The organism is Actinospica durhamensis (assembly GCF_018139695.1).
GTDB classification, from domain to species: Bacteria; Actinomycetota; Actinomycetes; order Streptomycetales; family Catenulisporaceae; genus Actinospica; species Actinospica durhamensis.
Genome location: NZ_JAGSOG010000416.1, coordinates 1 through 5189, shown reverse-complemented (window position 1 = coordinate 5189; position 5189 = coordinate 1). Strand labels below are relative to the sequence as shown.

Sequence of the window (5189 nt, the reverse complement as noted above, 5' to 3'; positions counted from 1 at the left end):
TGTATAAGAGACAGCACCCTCAGCGCCATCCCCACCCTCGGCCAGCTCGGCATCCTCGCCTTCGGCGGCTGGATGGCGCTGCACGGCCAGATCAGCATCGGCACCTTCTTCGCCTTCTCCAGCTACCTGGCCTCCTTCGTCGGGCCGGTGCGGATGCTGACCACGCTGATCACCTTCGGCCAGCAGGTGCGCGCCAGCGCCGTGCGGGTGTTCGAGGTGATCGACTCCAAGCCGGACATCAACGACCAGCCCGGCGCGCCCGACCTGCCGCACGAGGCGCTGGACGTGGAGTTCTCCGACGTCACCTTCGGCTACCTGGCCTCCCAGCCGGTGCTGCGCGGCTTCGACCTGACCGTGCGGCACGGCGAGACCATGGCCGTCATCGGCACCTCCGGCTCCGGCAAGTCCACCCTGGCCATGCTGCTGCCGCGGTTCTACGACCCGCAGGGCGGCACCGTGCGCATCGGCGGGCACGACCTGCGCGAGGTCACCACCGAGTCGGTGCGCGCCTCGATCGGCCTGGTCATGGAGGAGGCCTTCCTCTTCTCCGACTCCGTCCACGCCAACATCGCCTACGGCGCGCCCAACGCCACCGAGGAGCAGGTGCGCGCCGCCGCGCGCGCGGCCGAGGCCGACCGCTTCATCGAGGAGCTCCCGCGCGGCTACGACACGGTCGTGGGCGAGCAGGGCCTGACCCTGTCCGGCGGCCAGCGCCAGCGCGTCGCCCTGGCCCGCGCGCTGCTGACCGACCCCCGCATCCTGCTGCTCGACGACGCCACCTCGGCCGTGGACGCGGCCACCGAGGCCGAGATCCACGCCACGCTGCACCGGGTGATGCAGAACCGCACCACGGTGCTGATCGCGCACCGGCGCTCCACCCTGCAGCTGGCCGACCGGATCGCGGTGCTGGACAAGGGAAGGCTCGTCGCCGTCGGCACCGCCGAGGAGCTCGAGCGCGACTGCGCGCTCTACCGGCTGCTGCTGTCCGGCCCGGGCGACGACGCCGAGGGCGTGGACGCGGGCGAACTGCCGGTGGACCACGTGCTCGAGCAGGTCGACGGCATCACCCCGTCGCTGTGGGACCGCGCCAAGCTGCCCTCCCTGACCGGCTCGGCCGCCGCGGCCGCGGCGGCCGCGAACCTGGTCCCGCGCGGCGGGGGCGGGGGCGGCGGTTTCGGCGGCGGCGGACGCGGCATGATCAGCGCGGTCCCGGCCACCCCGGAACTGCTCGCCCGGGTCGAGGCGCTGCCTCCGGCGAACGACGTGCCCGACGTGAACAAGGCCGAGGCCCGCCGCGAGGACCGCGGCTTCACCCTGGGCCGGCTGCTGCGCCCGTTCCTGGCGCTGCTCATCTTCGGCCTGCTGCTCGAGGCGGCCGACGCGTTCGCCAGCCTGGTCATCCCGGCCCTGCTGCGCACGGCCGTGGACAAGGGCATCGAGGGCGCCGCGTTCCACGTGCTGCTGGCCATGGCCGGGATCGGGCTCGCGGTCGTGTGCGCGGACTGGATCGTGGAGGCCGTGCAGACCCGGATCACCGGGCGCACCGGCGAGCGGCTGCTGTACTCGCTGCGCATCAAGACCTTCGCCCACCTGCAGCGGCTCGGGCTCGACTACTACGAGCGGGAGATGGGAGGGCGGTTGATGACCAGGATGACCACGGACATCGACGCGCTCTCCTCCTTCCTGCAGAACGGCGTGTCCACCGCGATCGTCTCGGTGCTCACCTTCTTCGGCATCGCCGGCGCGCTGGTCGTGGTGGACTGGCGGATGTCGCTGGTGGTCTTCGCGGCCCTGCCGCTGCTGATCGTGTCCACGGTCATCTTCAAGCGCCGCTCCTCCAAGGCCTACAACGAGGCGCGCGACCGGATCAGCGCGGTCAACGCCGACCTGCAGGAGAACGTCGCGGGCATGCGCGTGACGCAGGCCTTCCGGCGCGAGGGCGTCAACCGCGACCGCTACGCCGGCAAGACCGACGCCTACCGCCAGTCCCGGCTGCGGGCGCAGCGCTACATCGCGACCTACTTCCCGTTCGTCCAGCTGCTCGCCGACCTGACCGCGGCCTTCGCGATCGCCTACGGCGCGCATCTGATCCACACCGGGATGCTCAGCGCGGGCGCGCTGATCGCCTACCTGCTCTACGTGGACATGTTCTTCGCCCCGGTGCAGAGCCTGTCCCAGGTCTTCGACAGCTACCAGCAGGCCGCGGTGGGCCTGCGCCGTATCAAGGAACTGCTGCACACGCCCACCAACACCCCCGAGGCGGCCGAGCCCAAGCCGGTCACCGGGCTCACCGGCCTGATCGAGTTCAAGGACCTGTGCTTCGGCTACGCGACCGACGCCAGGCCCGCCCTCGGCGGGGCGCAGCGCGCGGGCGTGAACGTGGTGATCGACCCGGGCACCACGGTGGCCCTGGTCGGGGAGACCGGCGCGGGCAAGTCCACGCTGGTGAAGATGGTGGCCCGGTTCTACGACCCGACGGCCGGCGCGGTCCTGGTGGACGGCGTGGACCTGCGCGAGTACGAGCTGAGCGGCTATCGCAACCGGCTGGGCATCGTGCCGCAGGAGGCCTACCTGTTCCCCGGCACGGTGGCCGAGGCCATCGCCTACGGGCGGCCGAACGCCACGGACGCCGAGATCGAGGCGGCGGCGCGGGCGGTCGGGGCGCACGAGATGGTGGCCCGGCTCTCCGGCGGCTACCTGCACCAGGTCGGCGAGCGCGGCCGAAGCCTCTCGGCCGGACAGCGCCAGCTGCTCGCGCTGGCCCGGGCCTACCTGGTGGACCCGGACATCCTGCTGCTCGACGAGGCCACCGCGGCGCTCGACCTGGCCAGCGAGGCGGCCGTGACCCGCGCCATGGACGAGGTCTCCCGCTCGCGCACCACTCTGGTCGTCGCGCACCGGCTGACCACGGCCGCGCGCGCGGACCGGATCCTGGTGCTGCAGGACGGCATGGTGGTCGAGGACGGCACGCACGACGAGCTGCTCGGGCACGAGGGCGGCGCGTACGCGCGGCTGTGGAACAGCTTCATGCACGCCAGTTCCGAGACCGAGCCGGCCCAGGCGGAGGCCTGATGTTCAATACCCTGTAACGCCCTGGATCAGGGCACGGACAGGCCGGCGGCCCGGGCGCGAAGGATAGCGCCCGGGCCGTCACTCGGTGGGTGCGGACCCGTCGCGCGGAGGGGGAGAGACGCGGCGGACCCCGAGGACGACCCGGGCGCTGGCGGGCAGCGTCCTCGCGAGGGGGAGGGGGGAGAGAACGCCGCCAGGTCGGTTGGCTTGTGGAATGGTGCCTTCGGTGCGGGGGCGGGCGGCGCCGTGGCGCCGCCGCGGACGCGTGCCTAGGGTCGGGAGAACCCGGCGACCGGGCCGACGTTGTAGAGCTCGCCGTACTGCACCACCGTGCCGGTGTGCGGGGCGTGTATGACCATGCCGTTGCCCACGTAGATGGCCACGTGGGTGATGCCCTCGCCGTAGTCGTAGTAGACCAGGTCGCCCGGCTCGAGCTGCGAGGCGGAGATGTGCGTCGTGGTCGCGTACTGCTCGGCGGCGTTGTGCGGCAGCGAGACCCCGGCCTGCTCCCAGGCCATCATGGTCAGGCCGGAGCAGTCGAAGGTGCTCGGTCCGGCGGCGGCGTAGACGTACTCGTCGCCGAGCTTCGACTTGGCGTAGGCGACCGCGGCCGCGGCGCGCGCGTCGGGGGCGGCCTGGGTGATGGTCACGCTGCTCGCGCTCACCCCGGCGTTCGCCTTCTCGATCGCGGCCTGCTGCGAGGCGTTGAGGCTGCCGTAGAGCGACTTGGCCTGGGCGGCGGACTGCAGCGCCTTGGTCTTGGCGGCCTGGCGCTGCGTGGTCACCTGCTGCTGCTGGGCCAGCGCGCTCTGCGCGAGCTTGTTGTCCTCGGCGATCTGGGTCTTCGCCTCGGCGAGCTCCTTGAGCTGCTGGGCTTCCTGGGTGGTGACCTGGTTGCTGGCCAGGGCGGCGTTGAGGTAGCTGTCCGGGCTGTCGTCGAGGACGGCCTTGAGGGAGTCGGACAGCCCGGACTCCCGGTACTGCTGCGCCGCCTGGCGTCCCATCGCCGACTCGAGCGAGACCATCTTCTGGTTGGCCGCCGATATCTGCCCCTGCAGCGCGTTTATCTTCTGCTGGAGCTGGGCGACCTGGGCGGAGGATGAGTCGTACTGCTCGGTGGCGGCCTCGGCCTCGGCGGTCTTCTGCTTGTAGTCGGCCAGAGCCTGCGCCGTGGTCTCGGCGTGCGCGCTGCCCTGCATCAGGAACACGGATCCGGCGGCGACGCCGACGATGGCGGCGGCGGAGCCGACCCGGCGAGTCGCGAGCTTGGGGGCACGATGAGACGACGGCATGGTGTCCTCTTCCTTGGGCGCCTGCCGAGTTAGCTGACGGGTTCGGACGGGAAAAGTCGTCCTACGCCTTGCCCTGGCCGGCGAGCCGGGTCGGCTCGGTCGGATCAGGCGCGGCGATTCACCCCGGTGGGACGGGTGGGTCCCCGGCTCCCGGCGCCGCTGCGGCGGCCGATCGCTCGGCCCTCGTCGCGTCGCCGATGGGATTCGGCGCTGATGCCCGCCGGGAGTCTGGCGACCCCGCGTGGGGCGAACATCTGGTCCGGGACTCTAGCGATTCGGGCCCCGCGGATCGCCTTTTCTCATGGGCTCTTTAACTTCCTTTTGCCCCGCCGCCGTGCCGAATCGGGACATAAGGCCCATGACGATCGACGATGAATCGTCGGGGTCTAGGACTTTTGGTCCGGTTTGCCAGGGCGGCATCGGCGGCAAAACGGACAACCGTCGCAGTATTCTGCGTGCAGGGCGGCTGAAGAAGTTTTTATCGACGTTGTGTCGGGAAATTTCGGGCTCTCATCTTCCGCACGGCCCGGTCTCGGGCCGGTCTCGACCCGGTCTCGGCGGGGCCGGGCGCGCGGGTTCCGGCGGGCTTCGCGGCGGCCCGCGCGCCGGGGCGGTCTGTGCCCCCTGTCGGTGGACGGGCCTACACTCGGGAGCGATGAGCGGCTACGAGATCCCCCTGTTCGATCTGCCCAAGCCTCCCGCCCCGGTGCGGACGCGGGCGGAGTCGACGCTGCCCGGCCTCGGCCGCCTCCACCAGGACCGGGACGCCTCCGGGGACGAGCCGCGCACCCCGCCGGCCCGCTCCGGCCGGGCCCGCCCCTCGCT

Annotated in this window: 2 protein-coding genes and 1 riboswitch; of the genes, one reads left to right on the top strand and one right to left on the bottom strand. The window is 71.8% G+C overall.

Annotated elements, in window-relative coordinates; all coding sequences use genetic code 11:
• Nucleotides 1-3072, top strand: a 3072-nt coding sequence (locus tag KDL01_RS38905; RefSeq protein WP_212533738.1) for an ABC transporter ATP-binding protein, incomplete at its 5' end; no start/stop codon positions are given.
• Nucleotides 3073-3341: 269 nt separating this feature from the next.
• Here the strand turns inward: KDL01_RS38905 and KDL01_RS38900 are convergent.
• A complete protein-coding gene (locus KDL01_RS38900; RefSeq protein ID WP_212533737.1) occupies nt 3342-4364 on the bottom strand; it encodes a C40 family peptidase in 1023 nt (340 codons plus the stop codon).
• Between the two features lie 3 nt (nt 4365-4367).
• Nucleotides 4368-4541: riboswitch (cyclic di-AMP (ydaO/yuaA leader) on the bottom strand.
• Between the last annotated feature and the right edge of the window lie 648 nt (nt 4542-5189).

Bases quoted from the DNA above. Each gene is read 5' to 3' on its own strand.
- KDL01_RS38900 (WP_212533737.1), bottom strand. From the start codon at position 4,364: ATGCCGTCGTCTCATCGTGCCCCCAAGCTCGCGACTCGCCGGGTCGGC.